At 70.6% G+C, this 23,637-nt stretch carries 18 protein-coding genes and 3 tRNA genes; 9 read left to right on the top strand and 12 right to left on the bottom strand.

Translation table 11 applies throughout. The features are described from left to right. Window positions 1-12 precede the first annotated feature (12 nt). Window positions 13-2,172, bottom strand: coding sequence for a tetratricopeptide repeat protein (locus JW613_RS05180; RefSeq protein ID WP_209209490.1), 2,160 nt, complete (start codon window positions 2,170-2,172; stop codon window positions 13-15). A gap of 67 nt (window positions 2,173-2,239) precedes the next feature. After that, the gene (locus tag JW613_RS05175) at window positions 2,240-2,896 is read right to left on the bottom strand and encodes a SanA/YdcF family protein (protein ID WP_307865791.1); all 657 of its coding nucleotides are present in this window, start codon (window positions 2,894-2,896) and stop codon (window positions 2,240-2,242) included. A 115-nt stretch (window positions 2,897-3,011) separates the two neighbouring features. Between JW613_RS05175 and hrpA the strand changes: the two genes are divergently transcribed. The 3 genes from hrpA to JW613_RS05160 all read left to right on the top strand — a co-directional run bounded on the left by hrpA (window position 3,012) and on the right by JW613_RS05160 (window position 7,626). Further along, window positions 3,012-7,076 carry an ATP-dependent RNA helicase HrpA gene (gene hrpA, locus JW613_RS05170; protein ID WP_209209489.1) on the top strand — a complete coding sequence of 1,355 codons (4,065 nt, stop codon included), beginning with the start codon at window positions 3,012-3,014 and terminating at the stop codon, window positions 7,074-7,076. An 89-nt stretch (window positions 7,077-7,165) separates the two neighbouring features. Then, window positions 7,166-7,240: transfer RNA gene (locus tag JW613_RS05165), tRNA-Asp, on the top strand. A gap of 230 nt (window positions 7,241-7,470) precedes the next feature. Then, window positions 7,471-7,626: a DUF6274 family protein gene (locus JW613_RS05160; protein ID WP_209209488.1), complete on the top strand. Its 156-nt coding sequence runs from the start codon at window positions 7,471-7,473 to the stop codon at window positions 7,624-7,626. 492 nt (window positions 7,627-8,118) lie between these two features. Here the strand turns inward: JW613_RS05160 and bldC are convergent, their stop codons facing one another. Both bldC and JW613_RS05150 read right to left on the bottom strand, forming a co-directional pair. Beyond that, entirely contained in the window at window positions 8,119-8,325 is a 207-nt protein-coding gene (gene bldC / locus JW613_RS05155) for a developmental transcriptional regulator BldC (protein ID WP_003949541.1), read from the bottom strand. 510 nt (window positions 8,326-8,835) lie between these two features. Next, the gene (locus JW613_RS05150; protein ID WP_209209487.1) at window positions 8,836-9,711 is read right to left on the bottom strand and encodes a DUF8083 family protein; all 876 of its coding nucleotides are present in this window, start codon (window positions 9,709-9,711) and stop codon (window positions 8,836-8,838) included. 200 nt (window positions 9,712-9,911) lie between these two features. Between JW613_RS05150 and JW613_RS05145 the strand changes: the two genes are divergently transcribed. Continuing rightward, entirely contained in the window at window positions 9,912-11,036 is a 1,125-nt protein-coding gene (locus JW613_RS05145) for a Leu/Phe/Val dehydrogenase (protein WP_209209486.1), read from the top strand. A 282-nt stretch (window positions 11,037-11,318) separates the two neighbouring features. After that, on the top strand, window positions 11,319-11,579 hold the full coding sequence (locus tag JW613_RS05140; RefSeq protein ID WP_099883119.1) for a DUF3073 domain-containing protein: 261 nt from the start codon (window positions 11,319-11,321) through the stop codon (window positions 11,577-11,579). A 264-nt stretch (window positions 11,580-11,843) separates the two neighbouring features. Here JW613_RS05140 and purM read toward each other — a convergent pair whose 3' ends face one another. The 6 genes from purM to purS all read right to left on the bottom strand — a co-directional run bounded on the left by purM (window position 11,844) and on the right by purS (window position 18,868). Then, a complete protein-coding gene (gene purM / locus JW613_RS05135) occupies window positions 11,844-12,914 on the bottom strand; it encodes a phosphoribosylformylglycinamidine cyclo-ligase (protein WP_099883117.1) in 1,071 nt (356 codons plus the stop codon). A 158-nt stretch (window positions 12,915-13,072) separates the two neighbouring features. Beyond that, entirely contained in the window at window positions 13,073-14,623 is a 1,551-nt protein-coding gene (gene purF / locus JW613_RS05130) for an amidophosphoribosyltransferase (RefSeq protein WP_209209485.1), read from the bottom strand. A gap of 54 nt (window positions 14,624-14,677) precedes the next feature. Further along, window positions 14,678-15,508, bottom strand: a complete 831-nt coding sequence (locus JW613_RS05125) for a maleylpyruvate isomerase family mycothiol-dependent enzyme (protein ID WP_209209484.1) — start codon at window positions 15,506-15,508, stop codon at window positions 14,678-14,680. Between the two features lie 86 nt (window positions 15,509-15,594). Further along, window positions 15,595-17,883 (bottom strand): phosphoribosylformylglycinamidine synthase subunit PurL, encoded by a 2,289-nt coding sequence (purL, locus tag JW613_RS05120; protein WP_209209483.1) that lies wholly within the window; start codon window positions 17,881-17,883, stop codon window positions 15,595-15,597. Then, window positions 17,880-18,563 carry a phosphoribosylformylglycinamidine synthase subunit PurQ gene (gene purQ / locus JW613_RS05115; protein ID WP_209209482.1) on the bottom strand — a complete coding sequence of 228 codons (684 nt, stop codon included), beginning with the start codon at window positions 18,561-18,563 and terminating at the stop codon, window positions 17,880-17,882. Before purQ ends, purL begins: the two co-directional genes overlap by 4 nt. After that, window positions 18,560-18,868, bottom strand: a complete 309-nt coding sequence (gene purS, locus JW613_RS05110; RefSeq protein WP_099883107.1) for a phosphoribosylformylglycinamidine synthase subunit PurS — start codon at window positions 18,866-18,868, stop codon at window positions 18,560-18,562. Before purS ends, purQ begins: the two co-directional genes overlap by 4 nt. A 356-nt stretch (window positions 18,869-19,224) precedes the next feature. Here purS and JW613_RS05105 point away from each other — a divergent pair, with 356 nt between their 5' ends. The 3 genes from JW613_RS05105 to JW613_RS05095 all read left to right on the top strand — a co-directional run bounded on the left by JW613_RS05105 (window position 19,225) and on the right by JW613_RS05095 (window position 20,188). Further along, entirely contained in the window at window positions 19,225-19,542 is a 318-nt protein-coding gene (locus JW613_RS05105; protein WP_209209481.1) for a histone-like nucleoid-structuring protein Lsr2, read from the top strand. A gap of 422 nt (window positions 19,543-19,964) precedes the next feature. Further along, window positions 19,965-20,036, top strand: a tRNA-Gly gene (locus tag JW613_RS05100). 79 nt (window positions 20,037-20,115) lie between these two features. Continuing rightward, window positions 20,116-20,188, top strand: a tRNA-Gly gene (locus tag JW613_RS05095). Window positions 20,189-20,515: 327 nt separating this feature from the next. Here JW613_RS05095 and JW613_RS05090 read toward each other — a convergent pair. Both JW613_RS05090 and JW613_RS05085 read right to left on the bottom strand, forming a co-directional pair. Continuing rightward, window positions 20,516-21,220, bottom strand: coding sequence for a hypothetical protein (locus JW613_RS05090; protein ID WP_209209480.1), 705 nt, complete (start codon window positions 21,218-21,220; stop codon window positions 20,516-20,518). Between the two features lie 362 nt (window positions 21,221-21,582). Continuing rightward, window positions 21,583-22,773 (bottom strand): helix-turn-helix domain-containing protein, encoded by a 1,191-nt coding sequence (locus JW613_RS05085; protein ID WP_209209479.1) that lies wholly within the window; start codon window positions 22,771-22,773, stop codon window positions 21,583-21,585. A gap of 649 nt (window positions 22,774-23,422) precedes the next feature. On the opposite strand from JW613_RS05085, the gene JW613_RS37095 reads away from it, so the two are divergent. Further along, the gene (locus tag JW613_RS37095; protein ID WP_504739753.1) at window positions 23,423-23,557 is read left to right on the top strand and encodes a hypothetical protein; all 135 of its coding nucleotides are present in this window, start codon (window positions 23,423-23,425) and stop codon (window positions 23,555-23,557) included. Window positions 23,558-23,637 lie beyond the last annotated feature (80 nt).

Raw genomic sequence — 23,637 nt, 5'->3', positions numbered from 1 at the left:
CACCGGCTCGCTTCACCCCAGCACGCGCCGCAGGGCCTCCGTCACCTGCTGCGCGGTCAGCAGCGGCCCGGCCTCCTCCCCTTCGGGGGTGTACGACTGTTCGAGGTGGTCGCGCGCGGCATCCAGGTCGCCACGCTGCTCGGCGACGCGTGCCAGCAGATGCCGGGCGGTGCGGTGCTGCGGGGAGCGCTCCAGCACCGGGGCGAGCAGGGTCTCGGCCTCCTCGTACGCCTCCGGCGTCGCGACTTCCTCGACCAGCAGCTTCGCCAGCTCCATCGACGGGTCGAAGAGTGTGGTCAGCATGAAGCCGCTGTAGCCGCGCCGCACTATGTGGTGGACGTCCCGTGCGGTACGCATCCACTCCACCGCCTCCGCGGCCCGCCCCTGCCCGTGCAGCGCTCGCGCCAGCCAGTACGCGGCCTCGTGCAGCGGGTCCTTCTTCTCGCGGCCCGTCCACGCGAGCCGCAACAGCCCCTCCGCCTCCTGGTACCGCTTCCACCGCACGAGCTGCATACCGGCGCGCCAGCCGTACCAGACCCTCCCGGCCTTCGCGGCGCGCATCCACCAGCGGACTGCCTCCTCCATGTCGCCGTAGTCGTCACCGACCCGGTTGCCGACCCAGCTCGCGGCGTCGGGCCGACCGAACCGGGCCGCCTTGCGCAGCCACGGTTCCGCCTTGACCGGCTCGTCCAGCCGTACGTACAGCGCGCCCAGTCCTTCGATCGCGTCCAGGTCGCCCTCCTTGGCCGCGGGCAGGTAGAGCGGGACGACTGCCTTCTCGTGGGCGCCGCACTCCTCGTACAGCATGCGGCCGAGCGCGTAGGAGGCGGCCGGGGCGTGCGGGGTGCCGGGGTCGGCGGCGGCTCGCTTGTAGTGCCGTACGGCCTCGGGATAGCGGCACAGCGTCTGCATCAGACGGCCGAGTTCCAGGTCGGCGGCCGGGTCGCCGGCAGCGGCGGCGGCGTGGAGCGCGGGCAGCCGGGACTCCGTCTGGGTGTCGAGCGCCGGGGCGGTGGCCTGCTCGGCCTCGGCGAGCTCGGCGAGGGAGGCGGCGACGGACTCGTCGTCGTGGTCGCCGTCGTGGTCGCCGCCCTCGGTGCCGGCCTCGGCGGCCTCCAGCCAGCGGCGGGCCTCGGCCAGCCGCCACTGGTCGCGGTAGTGGTCGCCGAGCCGCCGCTGCTGGAGGCGGTCGCCGGCCTCGGCCCCGGGCAGCAGCGAGGCCTCGTACTTCTCCAGCTCGCCGTACTGCAGGTGTACGGCGCTGAGGGTGCGGGCCAGCGTCCGGGAGTCCGGGTGCCTGCGCAATCCGTCCTCCAGCACCCGGCACGCGTCCTGGTACCGGTCGAGGTTGTAGTACAGGAGCCCGTGACAGCGGTCGGTGCGCGGGTCGCCGAGCGCCTGCGCCTCCTCGTACGCCTTCTCAGCGTCGGGGAGGAAGGACGGGTAGGAGGTGAACCACTCCGGTTCCTTGTGCAGTTCACCGAAGGGCTCGTACCTCTCGTCACCGTCCTCCAGGAACTCGTCGACCTGCTCGTCGAGGTCTGCCGGGCGCTCCTCGGGCGGCAGCGCGCACAGTGCGGCGAGCTCGGTGATCCGGTCCCGGTAGTGGTCGATCCGGTCGGCCAGCTCGATCAGCCGGTCCTCGATCTGTTCGGCGACGTGGTCGTGGAGCGCCGCCTGCTCCAGCTGCGCCCTGGCCTCGCTGGTACGGCCCTGGCGCAGCATGAGCAGGGCGCCGTTGGTGCGGCACTCGACGCTGCCGAGTCCGGCGCCCTTCGCGTACCACTCGGCGGCGCCCTCCGGGTCGTCCAGCCGCTCCAGCAGCAGTTCGGCGAGCCCGAACGCGCAGTCGCCGTCCCGCTCGGCCGCCGTCCGGTACCAGTGTGCGGCCACCGTGAACTGGCCCCGGTCCTTCGCGGTGACGGCACGCAGCCGTGCGGCCCGCGCGTCGCCGCCCTCGGCCGCCTCCTCCAACCAGCGCACGGCGTCGTCGACGCGCCCTCGGCCGACGAGGTACTCGCCGTAGACCCGCTTGTCCGCCGCGTCCCCCTCCTCGGCGGCGGCGCGGTACGTGCGCTCCTCGGCGGAGCGCTCGAACCCGCCCGCGCCACCGGTGCCGTCGGTGCTGCCCGAGCTTCCCGAGCCGTCGGTGCTGGTCCCCGTTGATGTCATTGCTGGCGTCGCTTTCTCGCGGTTCGAACAACTGGTGGCGGTGGATGTGGTGGCGGCGGTGCTTCCCTCACTCCGCCAGGGCGCGCCGGACGCCGGGCTCGCGGGGGCCGAGGAAGCGCGGGTCGGGGGTGAACGCGGCGTCGTAGGCCGCCTTCACCGCGCCCGGCAGCTCACGCAGCCCGCCCGCGTACCAGGTGGCGTCCCGCGGCTCGCGCACCGGCATGCCGTACGAGTCGATGCCCGCCGCCCGGCACAGCGCGAGCGCGCGGCGCACGTGGTAGTCCTGGCTCACCAGCAGCGCCCGGCGCACCCCGAAGACGCGGGCCGCGCGGGTGCACGAGTCCCAGGTGTCGAAGCCCGCGTAGTCGGCGACGACGCGGGAGGGCGGTACGCCGCGCTCGGTGAGGTAGGCGCGCATGGCGCCGGGCTCGTCGTAGTCGCGTCGGCTGTTGTCGCCCGAGACCAGCACCACCCGGACCTTCCCGGCGCGGTAGAGCCGCGCCGCGGCATCGAGGCGGTGGGCCAGGTAGGGGGAGGGCTCTCCGTTCCACAGGCCCGCGCCGAACACCAGGGCCGTCGGGGCCTCGGGGGCGGAGGCGACGTCCTCGCGGACCCGGCCGTCGGTCGACAGCCGCAACCACGTGGCCGGCAGCAGCGCCAGTACGCAGGCGAGCACCGCGCCCTGCACCCATCGTCTGCGGCGCGCCGTCGCACTGCCTCTCACGCCCTGTCCCCCGTGTCCCCCGCCCGGTTTCGTTGCGTACAGCGACGCGGAAGCCGCGCCCCCGGTTGCAAACCGTTCGCCACCGGCTCCCCGCGGGTGCGATCCTTGGCGTGGTATGTCGACTTCCACCCAGACCCCCGCCCCCTCCCCCCAGGAGCTGACAGAGCGCATCCCGCACCTCATGCTCGGCGACCAGCACCGGCTGGCCCGCCGTCTCGCGGGGGCGCGGAAGATTCGCAAGGGGGAGGCCCGTACGGCTGTCCTCGCGGAGATCTCCGCGGCGATGGACGCCTCCGAGCTGCGCGTGGCCGCCCGCCGCGAGGCGCTTCCGCCGATCACGTACCCCCAGCAGCTGCCCGTCAGCCAGAAGAAGGACGCGATCCTGACGGCCGTCCGCGATCACCAGGTGGTGATCGTCGCGGGCGAGACGGGCTCCGGAAAGACGACGCAGATCCCGAAGATCTGCATGGAGCTGGGCCGCGGCATCCAGGGTGTGATCGGTCACACCCAGCCCCGCCGGATCGCGGCGCGCACGGTCGCCGAGCGGGTGGCGGAGGAGCTGGGCTCCCAGCTGGGCGAGGTGGTCGGCTGGAAGGTGCGCTTCACCGATCAGGTGAAGGACCACACGCTGGTCAAGCTGATGACCGACGGCATCCTGCTGGCGGAGATCCAGCAGGACCGTGAGCTGCGCCAGTACGACACGATCATCATCGACGAGGCGCACGAACGGTCCCTGAACATCGACTTCCTGCTCGGCTATCTCGCGCAGCTGCTGCCCAGGCGCCCCGATCTGAAGGTGATCATCACCTCGGCGACGATCGACCCGGAGCGGTTCTCCCGGCACTTCGGGGACGCGCCGATCGTGGAGGTCAGCGGGCGGACGTATCCGGTGGAGGTCCGCTACCGGCCGCTGGAGGAGAGCGGGGACGACGACGAGAGCGCGGCGTCCGACCGGGACCAGGTCTCCGCCATCTGCGACGCGGTGGACGAGCTGCAGGCCGAGGGGCCGGGCGACGTTCTGGTGTTCCTCTCCGGGGAGCGGGAGATCAGGGACACGGCGGATGCGCTGGAGAAGAAGTTCACCCGCGAGGGCAAAGGGCCACGGGCCGGCGGCCCGGTCGAGGTACTCCCCCTCTACGCGCGGCTGTCCAACGCCGAGCAGCACCGGGTCTTCCAGCCCCACGCGGGCCGCCGCATCGTGCTGGCCACCAATGTGGCGGAGACGTCGCTGACCGTCCCGGGCATCAAATACGTCATCGATCCGGGTACGGCCCGCATCTCGCGCTACAGCCACCGCACCAAGGTGCAGCGGCTGCCGATCGAGCGGATCAGCCAGGCCAGCGCCAACCAGCGCAAGGGCCGCTCGGGTCGAACCTCGGACGGCATCTGCGTCCGGCTGTACTCGGAGGAGGACTTCCTCGCCCGGCCCGAGTTCACCGATCCGGAGATCCTGCGCACGAACCTGGCCTCCGTCATCCTGCAGATGACGGCCGCCGGTCTGGGCGACATCGAGAAGTTCCCGTTCATCGACCCGCCGGACCACCGCAGCATCAAGGCAGGCGTACAGCTGCTGGAGGAGCTCGGCGCGCTGGAGAGCAAGACGCGGAAGCTGACCCAGCTGGGCCGCCGTCTCGCCCAGCTGCCCGTCGACCCGCGGCTGGCGCGGATGGTGCTGGAGGCCGACCGGAACGGCTGTGTGCACGAGGTGATGGTGATCGCGGCCGCGCTCTCCATCCAGGACCCGCGCGAGCGCCCGTCGGACAAGCAGCAGCAGGCCGACCAGCACCACGCCCGCTTCAAGGAGGAGAGCAGCGACTTCCTGGCGTTCCTCAACCTGTGGCGCTACGTACGCGAGCAGCAGCGCGAGTTGTCGTCGTCCGCCTTCCGCCGGATGTGCAAGGCGGAGTTCCTCAACTATCTGCGGATACGCGAGTGGCAGGACATCTACAGCCAGCTGCGCCAGGTCGCCAGGACGATGAAGATCCAGCTGGGTGACCGGCACGGCGACCAGGACGGCCAGGAGGCGGCTCCCGACGCCGTTCACCAGTCGCTGCTGGCCGGGCTGCTGTCGCACGTGGGGCTCAAGGACACCGAGAAGAACGAGTATCTGGGCGCGCGCAGCGCCAAGTTCGCGATCTTCCCGGGCTCGGCGCTGTTCAAGAAGCCGCCGCGCTGGGTGATGTCGGCGGAGCTGGTGGAGACCTCCCGGCTGTGGGCGCGGGTCAACGCGAAGATCGAGCCGGAGTGGATCGAGCCGCTGGCGCAGCACCTGGTCAAGCGGACGTACAGCGAACCGCACTGGGAGCAGAAGCAGGCGGCGGTGGTGGCGTACGAGCGGGTGACGCTCTACGGCGTGCCGATCGTCGCCCAGCGGAAGGTCAACTACGGCCGGATCGATCCGGAGACCTCCCGCGATCTGTTCATCCGGAACGCGCTGGTGGAGGGCGACTGGCGCACCCACCACCAGTTCTTCCGCGACAACCGCAAGCTGCTGGACGAGGTCGAGGAGCTGGAGCACCGCGCCCGGCGCCGCGACATCCTGGTCGACGACGAGACGCTGTACGACTTCTACGACCAGCGGGTGCCCGAACATGTCGTCTCCGGGGCGCATTTCGACTCCTGGTGGAAGAAGAAGCGCCGCGAAGAGCCCGACCTGCTGAACTTCGAGAAGTCGATGCTCATCAGCGACCGGGCCGAGGAGATCTCCGCCACGGACTATCCCGACGTGTGGCGGCAAGGCGGCCTCGCCCTGCCGGTGACCTACCAGTTCGAGCCCGGTACGGACGCGGACGGCGTCACCGTGCACGTCCCGCTCCAGGTGCTCAACCAGGTGACCGCCGAGGGCTTCGACTGGCAGATCCCGGGCCTGCGCGAGGACCTGGTCACCGAGCTGATCCGGTCCCTGCCCAAGGCGATCCGCCGGCACTACGTCCCCGCGCCGAACCACGCCAAGGAGTTTCTGCGCCGTACGCGGCAGCAGCAGTCCCAGGCGCAACCCGAGCCGTTGACGTACACGCTGGCGCGGGAGCTGAAGCGGATGGTCGGAGTCCCGGTGGCGGCCCAGGACTTCGACTGGGCGAAGGTCCCGGACCATCTGAAGATCACCTTCCGGGTGACCGACGAGCGGCGTCGCAAGCTCGCCGAGAGCAAGGACATCGAAGCGCTCCAGCTCCAGCTCAAGTCGCAGACCCGCACGGCGATCTCCAAGGCGTTCGACTCGTCGGCGCGGGCGTCCCGCGACAAGGCCCGCAAAGCGGCCTCGGAGGGCACCTCGTCCCCGGAGACGGCCGGCGGCCCTCCGCCCGCCCTTCAGCGCACGGGGCTGACCAGCTGGACGATCGGCTCACTGCCCCGCACCTTCGAGACCCGGCGTGCCGGCCAGCCGGTGAAGGCCTACCCGGCGCTGGTGGACGAGGGCGACTCGGTGGCCGTACGGCTGTACGACACCGAGGCGGAGCAGCGCGCCGCCATGTGGCGTGGCACCCGGCGTCTCATCCTGCTCAACGTCCCCTCAGACCCCGCGAAGTTCGCCCAGTCGAAGTTGGACAACCAGCAGAAGCTGGCCCTCGCACGGTCGCCGCACGGCAGCGTGCAGGCCCTCTTCGAGGACTGCGTCGCAGCGACGGTCGACCAACTGGTGGCCGCCCGTGGCGGGCCCGTCTGGGAGGAGGAGGCCTTCAGCAAGCTGTTCGACGCCGTACGGGCCGATCTGGTGGACGCCACGCTGCGGACGGTGCGCCAGGTGCGGGAGGTACTGGCCGCCTGGCACTCGTGCGAGGGCCGGCTGCGGGCGACCACCAGCCCGGTGCTGGCCGACTCCGTCGCCGACGTACGGCAGCAGCTCGCAGAGCTCATCAAGCCGGGGTTCGTGACCGAGCACGGGGCCGGGCGGCTGCCGGACCTGATGCGCTACCTCGTCGCCGCGGACCGGCGCCTCCAACAGCTCCCGCACAACGTGGAGCGGGACCGGACGCGGATGGCCAAGGTGCACGAGATGCGGGACGAGTACCTGTGGCTGCTCGAACAGTTCCCGCCCGGGCGGCCGGTGCCGCAGGCCGCCCGGGACATCCGTTGGATGATCGAAGAGCTGCGGGTCAGCTACTTCGCCCACGCGCTGGGCACCGCGTACCCCGTCTCCGACAAACGGATCGTGAAAGCGGTGGACGCCGCCGCGCCCTGAGGCTCCGGCCCGCGCGGTGGGTGAGCGGCCCGTCGCTCAGGGTGAGTTCGCTCCGAGCCCCTGACCTGCTGTAGAGTTCCATCTCGCGAGGTCCTGTGGAGCAGTTTGGAGTGCTCGCCACCCTGTCAAGGTGGAGGCCGCGGGTTCAAATCCCGTCAGGACCGCATCCTCGAAAGGCCCGTGAGTTCCGACTCGCGGGCCTTTCTGCTGTGCCGGCACGGGGTCGCCGGGTCACCCTTCGGCCGGGAGGGGCCGCCCTTCGACTGCGTCGCCATGCCCCCTGCTGCGACCTGCTCCTCCCCGCCGCGACGGATCGGCGGGCCCGTTCGTGGTCCCTCAAGGGTTTGACGCCCCCCGGGTCCCGGGGTAGTCCTGGGCAAGGAGGAGGTGGCGCATGGCGAGGGAGCCCGTCGACGCGGCGCGCAGGGAGGCCAGGGCGCTTCTGCGGGGACACCTCGCCGTCGCGGGGCGCCGGCGCCATGCGACGCGGCACTGCCCGCTGTGTCATCGCCTGCTGCGACTGGCGATGGTGCCCCGGCAGAACAAGTGACGGACAGGGCCCGGCCGTTGGCGCATTACCGTACCGACGCCGATCGCCACAAGATCTCCCTTATGTGACGGGTGTCACGCAATCACCCCGTACCGACGGGGAACTTGAGGGCCCCTCAGAAGGCCTCAATTTAATATGTGCAATTGCACTGCCGGGCCGACCGATCCCACAACCGCGCCCAGAACCGCTCAGGCGCGCTCACCGACCCCGCCGCGCGGCCCCCGCGTACCTCTCGCGCAGCCGTTCACCGGCACCGCGTCGCACGGAGGCGAGGCCGGGCGGACACAAGAGGGCATGAACCCGAAGACGCCGGCCCAACACCGCGCGGGCACAAAAAAGATCGCGCTGGACCCGGCGGAGTCCAGCGCGATCGACGGACAAGCACTGTTGGGGCAGCGACCTGGCCGTGTGGTGCGCAGCAGGCGGATCGATGGGGTGGGGGCCCCGGAAACGCCTCTGTATGGTGCTGTTGTGCCTGCTCAGAGAGTCTGATCAGGCTTCGCTGCGCTGCTGCGGGATACCCGCCAGCAGGGCGCGAACCTCCGCCTCGCGGTAGCGGCGGTGTCCTCCGAGCGTGCGGATGGACGTGAGCTTGCCCGCCTTTGCCCAGCGCGTGACCGTCTTGGGGTCCACACGGAACATCGTGGCAACCTCAGCCGGGGTCAACAGCGGCTCGGCATCAGGGGTGCGAGCGGTCATGAGCGGCCTCCTCGGGAGAACCGAACCATCACGGTTCTTTCCTCTAAATTCTGCACCTTGACCCGCGTTGCCCGATATGGCGGACGCGAGCCGAGTCGGTTATAGGACGAACGGCTTGTCCTCGGCACTACAACTACACCATCTGTCCAGCCACGTCGGCCAAACCGATGGAATTGCCCTCTCAGGTGTTCAACCTCGGCGGAAGCCGATGGACCGTCCCATAGCGGACAGTCATCCCGCTGTAACGATCAGTCACAGCGGGAGGAGGGGTCATCAGACCCACCAAGGAGCGCAATACCGATCTATCCGCCCATAGTTGGACGGAAGGAGCCCCGTGCGGACTCCTTGTCCTATTTTGACACGAGGGGTAGCTCTGAGAGCAAGACCCGTTTAAGTGCAATCCATCACGCTTGAGGCAAACACCCGGTTCGGGACGTAGGTCCCACTCCCGCCCCGCCGATCGGCGGGGGTCGCGTGACAGCCGTCCCCGCCGTGCGACAGGGATGGGGCCTAGCTCGCGTACTGGAGCTGGCGAACCGCCCTCCAGCGCGCTGTCAGCCGCTCGTACGCCGCTCCGGCACGCTCACCGTCGCCCGCGCGGAGGGCCTGGAGGCCCTCCGCCACATCGGCGGCGGAGTGGTCGCCCGCCAGCTGCTCCTCGGGGATGGCGTGAGCCAGCCCGCCGTAGTCCAGCTCGACCAGGGAACGCGGGTGGAATTCCTCCAGCCAGCGGCCCACATCGATCAGTCCCTCGACGAGCGGCCCCTCTTCCAGCTCCTCGCGGAGCACCTTCAGGCCGCGAGCGAGGCGACGCCTCGCCTGGACCATGGGCGTGCGGTAGCGGAAAACGAACTGCTGACCGCTCTCCTGACCCGATTCCGGCTTCGCAAACTCCCTTTCTTCATCCTCGAAGAGAACGAACCAGCGCACGGGCACATGCCACAGCGCCGTGCGGATCCAGGGACGGGCGTCGGGGTTGCGCTCGCGCCACCGCTCGTAGTCGGACGCGGCCTGCCGGCGCACGACGGGCGGCAGCGCGGCGTCCAGCACCGGCTGGGGCAGGGCGATTTCGTTGTCGGCCGCGGCCTGGGTGAGCGCGGTGAGCGCCTGCCAACTGCGCAGCCGGGTGCGCCAGGGACAGACGCACGTCACGCCGTCCACCTCCGTCACGAACGCCTCGGCGCTCTCCCGCACCGGCACCACCACGGGGGGCACCGGCACCAAGTCGGCCAGGGCACGGCGGATTTCGTCCTGCGCGGTGGGGAAGCGCTCCTCCTTCGCATATGCGATCCAGTGCGAGCGCTCCGGCTCGGGGAAGGCCGCCAACGGTTCGTAGACCCGCAGATACGCCGCGTACGGGACGACGACCGACGCTTTCTCAGCCACGCATTGCCTCCAAGCCTCACGCCTCCACGAACCGGTCTCATGAGCGAGCCTGGAAGACAGTTGACTACCCCGATCGTGGGACCGCAACGTGCCCGCGACGCGTAGGTCGTACGCTGCTTGGCGACCGGCCCTCCCGGGCTTCGACTGCCACAAGCGGCGTGTCCGCCGAGGGCTACGACGCAATTCCAGGAGTCACTACCGTGATCGAGGTATCACCTTCTGCAAGCGTTCCCGCCGGCCTCCCCGCCGGGGACCCGGTCGTCAGCACCCTCTTCCGCTCCGAGCAGGGCGGCCACGAGCAGGTCGTGCTCTGCCAGGACCGGCCCAGCGGCCTGAAGGCCGTCATCGCGCTGCACTCCACCGCGCTCGGCCCCGCGCTGGGCGGTACCCGCTTCCACGCGTACACCGGCTCGGCCGACCCGGAGCAGGCCGCGGTGCTCGACGCGCTGAACCTCGCACGCGGGATGTCGTACAAGAACGCGCTGGCCGGGCTCGACCACGGCGGCGGCAAGGCCGTGATCATCGGCGACCCCGAGCAGATCAAGACCGAAGCCCTGCTGCGCGCCTACGGCCGCTTCGTCGCCTCCCTGGGCGGCCGCTACGTGACCGCCTGCGACGTGGGCACCTACGTGCAGGACATGGACGTGGTGGCCCAGGAGTGCCGCTGGACGACGGGTCGCTCGCCGGAGAACGGTGGCGCGGGTGACTCCTCGGTGCTGACCGCCTTCGGTGTCTTCCAGGGCATGCGGGCCGGCGCGCAGCGGCTGTGGGGCGCTCCCACGCTGCGCGGCCGGCTGGTGGGCGTCGCGGGCGTCGGCAAGGTCGGCAAGCACCTGGTCGCGCACCTGCTGGAGGACGGCGCGCGGGTCGTCGTCACGGATGTGCGGGAAGCCTCGGTACGTGCCGTGCTGGACGCGCACCCGGGCGCCCATCTGACGGCCGTGGCCGACACCGAGACGCTGATCAGGACCGAGGGGCTGGATCTGTACGCGCCGTGCGCGCTCGGCGGCGCGCTGAACGACGAGAGCGTCCCGGTGCTCACCGCCAAGGCGGTGTGCGGCGCCGCCAACAACCAGCTGGCGCACCCGGGCGTGGAGAAGGACCTGGCCGAGCGCGGCATCCTGTACGCGCCCGACTACGTGGTGAACGCGGGCGGCGTGATCCAGGTCGCGGACGAGCTCCACGGCTTCGACTTCGCACGTGCGAAAGCAAAGGCGGAGAAGATCTTCGACACCACGGTGGCCATCTTCGAGCGGGCGGAAGCGGACGGCGTGCCTCCGGTGGCCGCCGCCGACCGACTCGCCGAGCAGCGCATGGGCCGATGACCGGCCGGCGCGCCCCGCGCGGGGCCACCGTGACAGTGGTCTCACCACCCCGCGGCGGGTCTCTCAGCTACAGGAAGGTAAAATCGCCACTGACCAGCACGAGAAGGGTCGACGGGCGCGTCGGACGGCGGCCGTGTCGTGCGGGCGACGTACCGTACGGCGGCGGAAGCAGGTACCGTTGAAGCCCTGAGTACCGGTCTCTCGGTCGAGAGGCCGCTCTGAACTATGAACGCGTGTCAAGACTCTGGGGCCGTCGAGCCCCGTCGTTGAGGGGGTCGAGCCATGGGGCGCGGCCGGGCCAAGGCCAAGCAGACGAAGGTCGCCCGCCAGCTGAAGTACAACACTGGCGGGACGGACCTATCGCGCCTGGCCGAGGAGCTGGGCGCATCGACATCGAACGAGTCGCCGAACGGCGAACGCTTCGAGGACGATGAGCAGGACGACCCGTACGCACGGTACGCGGATCTGTACAACGACGAAGGTGAGGACGACGCGGGCGCGCCCGGGTCGTCGGACCCCCAGTCGAAGCGCCGCGGCGCCTGACGTTCGCCCGTACTGACCCGGTCCGGCAACCGCCGGGCCGGGTTCTGGCGCGCGCTGCGGGTCCATGAGGCGCGAGTCCACGGGACGAGCGCGCCGCGCGCCGTGCCGTGCGGCAACCATCCGCAGCCGCGGGGCCGCCGATGTGGCACGTGACGCGTTGCCGCATGCGCGCTCACGGTACCTGCGGGCACGGCGGCCGACAGCGGCCGGTGCCCGGGCGGCGTGCTGCCCGCCCGCAGCCGCGCAAGGTCCGCCGTCAGCAGCTCACCGCGCATAGTCACCCGTGAGCGTGACCGCTTCGCCGCGCTCCCCGCGCTCGGTGATCTCACCGGCCACCCAGGCGTCCACGCCCCGGTCGGCGAGGATCGCCAGCGTGCCGTCCACCGACTCCCGCGGTACGACAGCGACCATGCCGACGCCCATGTTCAGCGTCTTCTCCAGCTCGGCGCGCGCCACCTTGCCCGCTTCGGCGACCACCTCGAACACCGGTCCGGGCCGCCAGGTCGAGCGGTCCACGGTCGCGTGCAGCTCCTCGGGGACGACCCGTGCGAGGTTGCTGGCCAGCCCGCCACCCGTGATGTGCGAGAACGCGTGCACCTCGGTGGTCCGGGCCAGCTCCAGGCAGTCCAGCGAGTAGATCTTCGTCGGCTCCAGCAGCTCCTCGCCCAGGGTGCGGCCGAACTCGGGCACGTGCCGGTCCAGGGCCCAGCCGGCGTGGTCGAAGACCACGTGCCGCACCAGCGAGTACCCGTTCGAGTGAAGCCCGGAGGACGCCATCGCGACCACCGCATCACCCGTACGGATGCGATCGGGGCCGAGAACGGCGTCGGCCTCGACGACACCGGTGCCGGCCCCCGCCACGTCGTACTCGTCCGGGCCCAGCAGCCCCGGGTGCTCCGCCGTCTCCCCGCCCACCAGCGAGCAGCCCGCCAGGACGCAGCCCTCGGCGATGCCCTTGACGATGTGCGCCACCCGCTCGGGGACGACCTTGCCCACGCAGATGTAGTCCGTCATGAACAGCGGCTCGGCGCCGCAGACGACCAGGTCGTCCACCACCATCGCCACCAGGTCGTGGCCGATCGTGTCGTGCACGTCCATGCGCTGCGCGATGGCGACCTTGGTGCCGACCCCGTCGGTGGCCGAGGCCAGCAGGGGGCGGGCGTAACTCTTCAGACGGGAGGCGTCGAAGAGACCCGCGAAGCCGCCGAGGGCACCGATCGACTCCGGGCGCTGGGTCTTGGCGACCCACTCCTTCATGAGCGTCACGGCACGGTCGCCGGCCTCGATGTCGACGCCGGCGGCGGCATAGCTGACGCCTTCGCTGCTGTTGGTCATCGGTACGTCGTCTCTCGTGTCTGCGGGAAGGAGGAGGGCGCCCCGCCCTCCCCTTCCGTGGAGCCGGAGGCGGGGAGGGAGGCGGCGGGAGCCCGGACGGCAGCCAGGCCGAAGAGGCGGCGGCGCCCCCCGCGAGGGCGGGGGCGGGGCGGCAGGCGCTAGGGGCGCTTCAGCGCGTCGGCGGCGCCGACACCGGAGGCCAGCCTGTTGACACCGTCCACGTCGGACTCCACCTCGGTTTCGAGGAGGTGCTTGCCCAGCAGCTCGGGGTCGGGCAGCTCCATCGGGTACTGCCCGTCGAAGCAGGCCCGGCACAGCTGGTCCTTGGGGATCGTCGTCGCCTCGATCATTCCGTCGATGGAGATGTAGGCGAGCGAGTCGGCCCCCAGCGACTTGCCGATCTCGTCGGTCGACAGCCCGTTGGCGATCAGCTCGGCGCGGGTGGCGAAGTCGATACCGAAGAAGCACGGCCACTTGATCGGCGGCGAGGAGATCCGCACATGCACCTCGGCGGCCCCGGCCTCGCGCAGCATCCGCACCAGCGCGCGCTGCGTGTTGCCGCGGACGATCGAGTCGTCCACCACGACCAGCCGCTTGCCCCGGATGACTTCCTTGAGCGGGTTGAGCTTGAGCCGGATACCGAGCTGGCGGATGGTCTGCGAGGGCTGGATGAAGGTCCGGCCCACATAGCTGTTCTTGACCAGGCCCGAGCCGTAGGGGATACCGCTGGCCTCGGCGTAGCCGATCGCGGCGGGGGTGCCGGACTCGGGCGTCGCTATCACCAGGTCGGCCTCGGCGGGGGCCTCGGCGGCCAGCTTGCGGCCCATCTCCACCCGGGAGAGGTACACGTTCCGGCCCGCGATGTCGGTGTCGGGGCGCGCGAGGTAGACGTACTCGAAGACACAGCCCTTCGGCTTTGCTTCGGCGAACCGCTGGCTGCGCAGCCCGTCCTCGTCGATGGCGACGAGTTCGCCCGGCTCGATCTCCCGGATGAAGCTGGCGCCGACGATGTCCAGCGCCGAGGTCTCGCTGGCGACGACCCAGCCGCGCTCCAGCCGGCCGAGGACCAGCGGGCGGACGCCCTGCGGGTCGCGGGCCGCGTAGAGCGTGTCCTCGTCCATGAAGACCATCGAGAACGCGCCCTGGACCTGGGGCAGCACCCTCGGCGCCGCCTCCTCGATGGTCAGCGGCTTGCCGTCCTCGTCGGTCTGGCCCGCGAGCAGGGCCGTGACCAGGTCGGTGTCGTTGGTGGCAGCCACCTGGGTGGCCCGGCCGCCCGGGGCTTCGGCCTGCTTGGCGACCAGCTCCGCGAGCTGCACCGTGTTGACCAGATTGCCGTTGTGGCCCAGGGCGATGGAGCCGTGGGCGGTTGCGCGGAAGGTGGGCTGGGCGTTCTCCCAGACCGAGGCGCCTGTCGTCGAGTAGCGCGCGTGACCCACGGCGATATGGCCGCGCAGGGATCCGAGAGAGGTTTCGTCGAAGACCTGTGAGACCAGGCCCATGTCCTTGAAGACCAGGATCTGGGAACCGTTGCTCACTGCGATGCCCGCGGACTCCTGACCGCGGTGTTGCAGGGCGTACAGGCCGAAATACGTGAGCTTCGCGACCTCTTCCCCCGGCGCCCAGACACCGAAGACGCCACAAGCGTCCTGGGGGCCCTTCTCACCGGGGAGGAGGTCGTGGCTGAGCTTTCCGTCACCACGTGGCACGTCTTCGAGTCTACGGCCAGCAACCGGCTCCGCCGAACCGGGGACCTGTGACCTTCAGCCCAGTACGGGGAGGACCGCCGAGAGATCGGCGCGGCCGCCACTGGCTGTCAGCTGCGGGGTACCCAGGGCTGCGGCCCAGGTCGTACGGCCGGTGGCCAGTCGGATCCAGGTCAGCGGGTCGGCCTCGACCACGTTCGGCGGGGTGCCGCGGGTGTGCCGCGGGCCCTCGACCGCCTGTACGACGGCGAACGGCGGGATGCGCACCTCGACCGAGGCGCCGGGCGCCTCGGCGGCCAGGGCGTCGGCCAGCAGTCGGACGGTGGCGGCCGTCGCCTGCCGGTCCAGCGCCACCCGCAGGCCCGTGGCGCGCGCCAGGTCGTCGCTGTGCACCACCAGCTCGACCAGCCGGGTCACGGTGAAGTCCAGCATCCGCATCGGGCCGAAGTCGTGCGGGATCAGCAGGTCCTCGCGGACGGCCGACTCGATGACCGGCTCCAGATCGGCGACGGCCCGGTCGATACGGGCCGTCGCCTCGGGGGAGGCCGCCGCGTCCTGGCGGGTGTCCGCGTCCAGCTCCTCCGCGAGGGCGGCCGTCGAGACGGCCCAGCGGGACAGGGAGACCTGCGGCGCCCTGCTGGTCACCTCCGTCTCCGGGCGGGCCAGGAAGTGGGGCACCGCGTCGATCTGCCCGGCGATGTGGACGAGCAGATGGTGCACGTCCCATCCGGGCAGCCCGGAGGGGAGGGCGAGCTGCTCGGGCGTGAGGCGGTGCGCGGCGTCGGCCACGGCCTCGACCTGGTTGATGAGCGCGGTGCGGATGCGGGTCGGGTCGTAGGTACGCCGGTCTCTTCCAGAGGGGGTGGTGGCGCGTCGAGCAGGCGGCATACGCGTGAGATTAGCCCGTCCCGCCCGGGAACGAGAGGGAGAAAGCCCCTGCCCGCCCTCTTCCGGGGCGGGCAGGGGCGCGGGCGTCAGCCGAAGAGCCCCGGGAGCGTGGCCTCGTGCTCCCGGCGCAGCTCGTCCAGCGGCAGGGTGAACCGACCCTGGATCTCCAGCGCTTCGCCGTCCACGACGCCGATCCGCGCCGCGGGCATCCCGCGCGCGGCGCACATGTCGGTGAACCGCACCTCCTCGCTGCGCGGAATGGCCACCAGCGCCCGGCCCTGCGACTCCGAGAAGAGGAAGACGAAGGGGTCGAGCCCGTCGGGTACGACGATGCGGGCGCCCTTGCCGCCCTTGAGGCAGGACTCGGCGAGGGCCTGGACGACACCGCCGTCGGAGACGTCGTGCGCCGCGTCGGCCATGCCGTCGCGGGACGCGGAGATGAGGATCTCCGCGAGCAGCCGCTCCCGCTCCAGGTCGACCTGGGGCGGCCGGCCGCCCAGGTGTCCGTGGGCGACCTGGGACCAGGCCGAGCCGCCGAACTCCTCCTTGGTCTCGCCGAGGAGGTAGATCAGCAGGCCCTCGTCACGGAACGCCATCGGGGTGCGCCGGGTGACGTCGTCGATGACGCCGAGCACGCCGACCACCGGGGTCGGGTGGATGGCGGCCTCGCCGGTCTGGTTGTAGAGCGACACGTTGCCGCCGGTGACCGGGGTGCCCAGCTCCTTGCAGGCGTCGGCCAGCCCCCGGCACGCCTCGGCGAACTGCCACATGGCGGCCGGGTCCTCGGGGGAGCCGAAGTTGAGGCAGTCGGTGACGGCCAGGGGGCGTGCGCCGGTGGCGGCGACGTTGCGGTACGACTCCGCGAGCGCCAGCCGCGCTCCCTCGTACGGGTCGAGCTTGGCGTAGCGCCCGTTGCCGTCGGTGGCGACGGCGACGCCCAGCCCCGTCTCGGCGTCGATCCGGATCATGCCGCTGTCCTCGGGCTGCGCGAGGACGGTGTCCCCGAGGACGTAGCGGTCGTACTGGTCGGTGATCCAGGACTTGGCGGCCTGGTTGGGGGAGGAGACCAGCGCGAGAGTCGCCGCCCGCAGCTCCTCGCCGCTCGCGGGGCGGGGCAGCTTCGCCGGGTCGTCCGCCTGGAGCGCGTCCTGCCAGTCGGGGCGCGCGTAGGGGCGCTCGTAGACGGGGCCCTCGTGCGCGACCGTACGGGGGTCGACGTCGACGATCTTCTCGCCGTGCCAGAAGATCTCCAGCCGGTCGCCGTCGGTGACCTCACCGACGACGGTGGCGGTGACCTCCCACTTCTCGCAGATCTCCAGGAAGCGGTCGACCTTCTCCGGCTCGACGACCGCGCACATCCGTTCCTGAGACTCAGACATCAGGATCTCCTCGGGGGAGAGCGAGGAGTCGCGCAGCGGCACGGTGTCCAGCTCGACCTGCATCCCGCCCGAGCCGTTGGAGGCCAGCTCGCTGGTGGCGCAGGACAGACCCGCCGCGCCCAGGTCCTGGATGCCGACGACCAGGTCCGCGTGGAAGGCCTCCAGGGTGCACTCGATGAGCAGCTTCTCCTGGAAGGGGTCACCGACCTGGACGGCGGGGCGCTTGGCGGGCTTCCCCGCTGTGTCCTCGAAGGTCTCGGACGCCAGGATGGAGGCGCCGCCGATACCGTCGCCGCCGGTCCTGGCGCCGTAGAGGATGACCTTGTTGCCAGTGCCCGCGGCCTTGGCCAGGTGGATGTCCTCGTGCTTCATCACACCCACGCACAAGGCGTTGACCAGCGGGTTTCCCTGGTAGCAGGGGTCGAAGACGACCTCGCCGCCGATGTTGGGCAGACCCAGGCAGTTGCCGTAGCCGCCGATGCCGGCGACGACGCCCGGCAGTACCCGCTTGGTGTCGGGGTGGTCGGCCGCGCCGAACCGCAGCGGGTCCATGGCGGCGACGGGGCGGGCGCCCATGGCGATGATGTCGCGGACGATGCCGCCGATGCCGGTGGCGGCGCCCTGGTACGGCTCGACGTACGAGGGGTGGTTGTGCGACTCGACCTTGAAGGTGACCGCGTAGCCCTGGCCGACGTCCACGACGCCGGCCTGCTCACCGATACCGACGAGCATCGCCTCCGCGCCGGGGCCCTCGGTCGGGGCCTTCTCGCCGAACTGCCGCAGATGCACCTTGCTGCTCTTGTAGGAGCAGTGCTCGGACCACATCACCGAGTACATGGCCAGCTCGGCGCCGGTGGGACGGCGGCCGAGGATCTCCCGGACCCGGGCGTACTCGTCCTCCTTGAGGCCGAGCTCCTTCCAGGGCAGTTCGGCCTCAGGGGTCTGTTCGGCGTGCTTGACGGTGTCGAGGGTGTGGCTGTGGCTCTGGGGACTCATGAGGCGACCAGCTTCTTCAGGGCCGAGGTGAAGAATCCGAGCCCGTCGGTCGTCGGCCCGGTCAGGGCCTCCACGGCGTGCTCGGGATGCGGCATGAGGCCGACCACGTTCCCGGCCTCGTTGGTGATTCCGGCGATGTCGCGGCGCGACCCGTTGGGGTTGCCGTCGAGGTAGCGGAAGACGACGCGGCCCTCCCCCTCCAGCTCGTCCAGGGTGCGCTCGTCGGCGACGTAGCCGCCCTCACCGTTCTTGAGCGGGACGACGATCTCCTGGCCGTCGGCGTAGTCCGAGGTCCAGGCGGTCGTGGCGTTCTCCACGCGGAGCCGCTGGTCGCGGCAGACGAAGTGCAGATGGTCGTTGCGGGTCAACGCACCGGGCAGCAGATGGGTTTCACACAGGATCTGGAAACCGTTGCAGATGCCGAGCACCGGCATTCCGGCCTTCGCCTGTTCGACGACCGACTCCATGATGGGCGAGAACCGGGCAATTGCGCCGCACCGCAGATAGTCGCCGTAGGAGAATCCGCCCGGCAGCACGATCGCGTCGACCTGCTGCTTGCGCAGGTCCTTGTCGCGGTGCCAGAGGGCGACGGCTTCTCCACCCGCGATACGGACGGCGCGGCGCGCGTCGCTGTCGTCGAGGGAACCGGGAAAAGTGACGACGCCGATACGGGTGGTCACGCCACTGCTCCCTCGGACGCGGCATCCGTGCCCGCCTCGACGGGACGTTCGTTGCCGTCCGCATCCTGGACGCGGACGGTGAAGTCCTCGATCACGGTGTTGGCCAGAAAGGTCTCGGCGAGTTCGTGTATGCGGGCGAGGGCGTCCCCGTCCACGGGGCCCTCCACTTCGAGTTCGAAGCGCTTGCCCTGGCGGACATCGGAGACACCCTCGAAACCCAGGCGGGGCAGTGCGCGCTGCACCGCCTGTCCCTGGGGGTCGAGGATCTCCGGCTTCAGCATGACGTCGACGACGACGCGAGCCACAGGTACTCCTAGTGCTTAGCGGGGCGCTGCGCTGGCCAGCGTACCCGGCATCAGAATCTACGCGCGTTGATATGTGTACTGTGTTCTGTGCCGATCCTGGTAGGACTTCGCGAAGCACTGGGAAAATCGGCGGGAAAAAAGTAGGGTCCCGATTGCGGCCGGAACCGGAATCAATTCCGCGGGCTGCAATCTTTGTGCATCCTTTGCACTCCGGTGCCGGTGCGGCACATAGTTGAATAAGAACCTGTCTCCTACTCGGGTTCGCCCCGCATACCCGCCGGTCGGCGGGGGGCATTGTGACGACGCCGTAATGCCGGGTGACCCCCTTTCGTGATCCTGAGGAAGGACCGATATCCGTGGCACAGCGCGTAGTAGTCATGCTCTCCGACGACATCGATGGCGGAGAAGCGGCGGAGACGGTCTCCTTCGGCCTCGACGGCAAGACCTATGAGATCGACCTGAACTCCGACAACGCCAAGCGGCTCCGCACCGAGCTGGCACCCTTCGTCGAGGCCGGCCGCAAGCGGGCCAGGTCCGGCAAGACCTACCGCCGGACCTCCATCGACCCGGACCCCCGTGCGGTGCGCGCCTGGGCGGAGTCGAACGGTTTCGACGTGCCCGCCCGGGGGCGCATCCCCAAGAAGGTCTACGAGGCGTTCCGCGCCGCCGGCTGAGCCGAGGCTGCCACCCGCCTGCGACCGTCCCGCTCCCTCCCGCCCCGCGCCTTTCCGGCCTCCGGCCGGTGGACGCCCCCCCCGGTGGCTGCTCGCCGCACGGGACGGGAGGGACGCCGCGAGGAGCGAGAGCGCACGGAACGTGCACACGGGAACGCGGCGCGGGGCAAGCGGCGCCCTCCCCGCGGGACTCGACGCCGGGCGGCGGCATGCCGTTCCTCCCCCGCCGGAGCCTCTGACAGCTGCTCCCCTCCCGCGCCGGATCGCTGCCGCGAGGGGCGGTCCGGCGCCGCTCGGCAGTCCGGCCCCGCAGCCGGAACGACGGGGTCCGGGACTCGACTTGCCAGGGACCCCGGGTGATCGGCTAGAGTCAAGGCACGCCGCGAGGGAGCCACCCGAAAGGGAGGACCTCAAGCAAGCGTGCGGGTGTAGCTCAGTAGTAGAGCGCCCTCTTTCCAAGAGGGAGGCGCAGTGTGCGATTCCTGTCACCCGCTCTCCAGTACCGACCGCCGATCGGAAACGATCAGGTAGAGTATTGGTCGCGCCACTCGGTGAGAGCCGGGTGGAGGCAATGCGGACGTAGCTCAGTTGGTAGAGCGCAACCTTGCCAAGGTTGAGGTCGCGAGTTCGAGCCTCGTCGTCCGCTCACTTCGATGAAACGCCCGGCTGGTCTCCCAGCCGGGCGTTTCTGCGTTGCCCCCTCCCGCACCACCCGGGCGCACGCCTCATCTGGGGGCGCACGAAGCACGCCCGCACCACCTTTCCCAAAATGGGGTCGCACCCTCGGCCCACCCCCACCGGCGTGCCACGAGCGGAGCGAGAAGACGAATCCGCGACCACAGGGCGGCAGCCCCCTAGGCGGAGCCCCCAGACGGCTCCCCCAGGCGGAGCCCCCAAAGCGGAGCCCCCCAGAGCGGACTCCCCAGGCCCCCGTGCGTGGCGGCTTGCCCGAGGCCGGAGGCCTTTGCGGAGGTCAGATGCGGTGCGGCGGGCGCTGCTGTGCCCGCGCGCGGCCTTGCCGCAGCCACCGGCAGAGCGCGTCCACGCCCTCGGGGATCTCGTCCGGATCGGCGGGCAGCCCCGTGCAGATCGGGCAGAGCAACTCCTCCCGGCCGGGCCCGGACCCCCGCTCATAGCTGCGCACCCGGAGGTTCCGGTCGGTGCCGCAGACCGCGCAGCGGTAGGGGGCAGGCGGCAGCACGCCGGTCCGTGCGGCGGCCAGCAACCGCACCGCGGCCTCCAACTGCACCTGCGCGGGGATGATGCCCGACAGCCGACCGGACGGCACATGGAAGTAGTGGTCCGCGAGGGTGGACGACTTGTGCCAGACAGCGGCCTCAGCCGCCGCCCATGCGGCCAGTCGGCTGGCGTCGTGCGTGGCCCGATGCCGCATCTCGGCGCCCCGCGCCCGCCATGCGAGAACGGTGAGGGCCGCGGCCCGCTCGGTGTCCGTCACCTCCACCCAGCCGCGAGGCGTCATGGGAGCGGTGTCCGTACCGGCACCGCTGCGCCCCAGGGTTTCGGCCACCAGGACCAGGAGGTCGCCGGGAACAGCGGGAACAGCGGGATCGCCAGGTGAAGGGGCCCGGCGCAGCGGCCGGACCGCCTCGAACTGCGGTCCGATCTGCCGCGCCGGATCCTCAGCCCTCACGACCGGCCGCTCACGGTTCTCAGCCACGGGGCGCCTCCGATTGCGGGCAGCAACGGGCCCGGATCACCCTGGTCCCGTTCTCCTCAATGGTCGTCAGCCGGATCGGCCTACCGCAGCCACGGCACGTGCCGTACGGGCCCTCGTGGCCTTGGTCGACCGAGCTCACGTGGCGACCCGATCCGTGGGACAGGCGGTCACCAACGTCCTCACGCTTACCTTCGGTCTGCGCCCTCATGGATGCCCTCAGTGGTCTCTGCATCGGGACCTCTCCCGGCGACTTCGACGGTGATCGTCTGATCACTGACCGTAGGACCACTGCGGCACTGCTCACCATGGCACTTTCCGCAACGCCGTCCCCGAAGTGCCAACGCGGTCACGCGAGTTACGGCCTACAGAGGTAGCCGGACGGCATCAGCAAGCCCGCGCATCTCCGGAGTCAGCGTGCGGCGCCGCCGAACGATCCGCCCAAGAATGTCCCGGGCGTAGCGCTGCTGCGGCAACCACTGAGGGGACGCGGCCTGAATCTCTCGCAGTACGTCCACGGCTTCCCCGTACCGGCGAAGCCGTGCGTGGGCATCGGCGACATCGAGAAGGTGCCTGTTGCGATTGTTCGACGTGCGCGGCAGCTCATCGAGCGGTACCTGCTCGGAGGCCGCCAGCACACGATCCGGGCGCCCCGTCACCGCCTCGTGTTCGGCGGCTTTCAGTACCACTGTGGTGGGACCGAAAGTGCGCAGCCAGTCGCCTTCCGGCGAGTGTTCGCGGCCCAAGGCCGCAGCCGCAGCGCTCGCCATACGGAGGGCATCCGCCGCCTGGCCTTGGCGTGCGTCGCGCACCGACGCCGCCGAGACGCGCAGCATCAGCCAGCCCCAGCTCGCCAGTTCGTCCGCCGTCGCCCGAGACAGCCGCGGCTCGGTCTCGTCCGCCCACCGCTCGGCCAGCTCGCGAGCCTCACCCACGCGACCGGTTCGCAGAAGGAGCCAGCACTGGATGGTGGCTGTTGCCGCGCCGTCCAGCCGGTCAGTAGCCTCGGCTTGCGCCCGGTCAAGAGCATGATTCGCCGCCTCGAACTGACGGTTCTGCGTCAACAGCCATCCCGTCAGCTGAAGCAACCGGCCCCGGATCGCACGAGTATGTGGTTCTTCGTCGTCCAGAGCATCGGCATCGCGCAGCAGATGAGGGAGCACTACGGCCAGTTCCGCGAACCGGTCGCCCGCGAACAGCGGCTCTGTGGCCCGCAGGGCTGCGCCCAGCCCCCGCGCAGTGGGTTCGGCGTCCGTCACATCAGACGGCTGCCGCGGTGCGGTGAGCGCCGCACGTACCTGCTCCCAGGGCCCGACAGGCTCCGCGTCGTCCATTCCGTCGTCACGGCGCAACAGCGCGCTGGTCGGCACGCGCAACGCGACGGCCAACGCCCGTGCCGTCTCCAACCGCGTTTCCTGGACTTCCTGCTGCTCCAACTTGCGGATCAAGGAGACGGACACCCCGGACGCGGAAGCCAACCCCCGCTGCGTCAGTCCAGCGCGCTTCCTCGCCTCGCGGAGACGAGTGCCGATGTGCGTGTCGCTGCTCTCCGGCATACGTGTTCTCCGTTCTGACCCTCGACACTCAAAACGGTACGCCTGCGTTGGGAGGGCCGCAGCGGTCTCCGTGCCCGGAGGGCCTTAGGGGGCGACCAGAGCACTATGCGCACGTCGGTCAGGAACGCCTTTGAGGTGCTGCCGCGTTGATGGATGGATCTGACTTGCGCACTCCTGCACACAGACCAGACGGGAGCGTGCTGACCAAGCTGCGAATCCGGCGTCGCGGGGCTGATGACCTGGACGGGATCAACCGCAGCTCCTCGCGGTGTACGCCGAGGTGTACGCGGACCGGTTGGCTGAGGAGTTCCACTCGGTGGCCCGGTTCGATGAGCGGCTGGGTTGGAACGCTGAGGTGCCCGGTTTCGCTGCTGCTGTGGGCTACGGAACATCAGCCGGTGGGCTTAAGCATTCGGGTGTGCGTTGCAGCCGGGCACGAACCGCTGGTCCGGGCTCCCCGGCGAATCGGGCGGCCTGCCCGAGGCGGACGCGATGCTCGTCGCGCCGTTGACGACGACAAGTGCGTGCAAGTGGGCCGCCGGAATCACCGACACTGCCGCGTTGGGAATTCCTGCGGAGGCCGTCCACCTGGGCGTACCGGTCGTAGCCGCACCGTTCTGGTCGACAGCACTGGGGGGCACAGCCCGCCGTGGGCCGCGCCGTGGTGACCCTGCGCGAGCAGGGTGTGCGGGTGGTGTTCGCTCCGGGCGAGCCGCACCGGCCGAAGCAGGGGGACGCAGCGGCGTTCCCGTGGGAGCGGCTGCTCGGAGCGATCCGCCTGTGATTTCGGGTGAGCCGCGTACCGCACGCGCCGTGTGTGCCCAGGAACTTCCCCCGCGCCGTACCGTCCACGGCGCCCCGGGA

The sequence above is a fragment of the Streptomyces smyrnaeus genome, from assembly GCF_017676345.1.
In the GTDB taxonomy this organism is placed as follows: Bacteria; Actinomycetota; Actinomycetes; order Streptomycetales; family Streptomycetaceae; genus Streptomyces; species Streptomyces smyrnaeus.
The sequence above is the reverse complement of the archived record's forward strand: the minus strand, read 5'-3'. Positions and strand labels throughout refer to the sequence as shown.